This window comes from Photorhabdus heterorhabditis (genome assembly GCF_018448905.1).
Classification (GTDB): domain Bacteria; phylum Pseudomonadota; class Gammaproteobacteria; order Enterobacterales; family Enterobacteriaceae; genus Photorhabdus; species Photorhabdus heterorhabditis.
Genome location: NZ_RCWA01000128.1, coordinates 1 through 1,274, shown reverse-complemented (window position 1 = coordinate 1,274; position 1,274 = coordinate 1). Strand labels below are relative to the sequence as shown.

Annotated in this window: 2 protein-coding genes and 1 pseudogene; all 3 read right to left on the bottom strand. The window is 45.1% G+C overall.

What is annotated here, in order from left to right:
• Positions 1 to 305 (bottom strand): annotated as a pseudogene (locus EAE89_RS22900) (hypothetical protein); the annotation flags it as partial.
• 68 nt (positions 306 to 373) lie between these two features.
• Complete coding sequence (locus tag EAE89_RS22895; protein WP_214086656.1) at positions 374 to 637, bottom strand: hypothetical protein; 264 nt, start codon at positions 635 to 637, stop codon at positions 374 to 376.
• Positions 627 to 1,274: hypothetical protein (locus EAE89_RS24085; RefSeq protein ID WP_280516037.1), on the bottom strand; the 648-nt coding region annotated here is incomplete at its 5' end. The genes EAE89_RS24085 and EAE89_RS22895, both read right to left, overlap by 11 nt.

The following is a 1,274-nucleotide window of genomic DNA, read 5'->3' as shown; positions in this document are numbered from 1 at the left end:
GCTGCCGCAAACTGTATCAGCTTTGCTTCACTGGTAGGTATGCCACCGGCAACAATTTCCGCCGCCTTTTGCGGTGTCATCTGCTCATTTGATAACACGACATCCAATGGAACACCAAAGAAGTTCCCCCACGCAATAATCAGACCTTTTGCCGGGTCCTGACCATCAGGGACTTGCCCTTTTAGATAGTGAGTTAAGGCTGCGTTGATTTCTTCGGGTGTTGCCCCGGATTGAGCCATCTTTTGAGCCAGCGACTCCGCACCTTCAAAATGTTTAGCGCCTTCGGCACCAAACAGACTTCCCATGCTAAGGGCATTATTATCCGCAACAAGTAGTATCCAAACTCGCGATCATACTGGCTGGAATTAAGTAGCTAAGGCTCTGAAGAGGATTTTCTTTTGCGAATTTCTTCTATCTTCGCCAATACCCAAATTCCAATTCCAACAGGCAATCCTGCACCAACTCCTACTCTCGCAGTGTAAATAAAATCATTCCAATGATAATTAAAATAACCATTTTCAAAATAATAAAATGCAGGTACAGCTAACCCTGCAATAAAGGCCAAAAGAAAAATAAACGATGTCCAGTAAGCTGTAAGTAGGATAAAAGCTTTTAATCCTATTCGTTTATTTTCCATTTTTAGCTCCATTTTCTTTTATCTGGTTTTCAATACCAGTGCCTATTACTGTACCTACAACAGTACCTCCGATAGCCCCACCTATTTCTGACGCTACAGGACTGATAACGACAGGAGCCAGTTTATCTGTAATTATTTTTCCACCTTTAGCACCTGCTACCGTACCAACAGCCGCACCTATAACAGCTCCAGTTGCATCTTCACCTTTAAGCTTGCTACCTAGCCAAGCTCCACCAATATTTACCCCTTCTGTATATATCAAACCTTTACCTTGGGTTAATGCTCCTACTCCGGCAGCTATAAGCGTGTCAGTATAACTGTAACTCTCGTTTGGTTTCATAGTGATAAGCTGTTTTCCGGTGTCAGATATTGCACCAAGTAAAGCTCCACCCGCTACGGCTGCGGTCCCAGCAACAGGCGCAACTATAGTCCCTCCCACAGCAGAAGCACCTGCTCCCCAAGCGACTAACAATCCTCTTACCGGATCTTGTCCTTCCGGGTGATCACCTTTGGCATGTTTTGACAATGCTGCCGAAATCTCTTGAGGGGATTTACCTTCATTTAGCATAGCGGTAGCCAGACTGGATGCTGACCGACCGTAATCCGCCAGCCCTTTTGGCAAGCTTAGTGCATTATT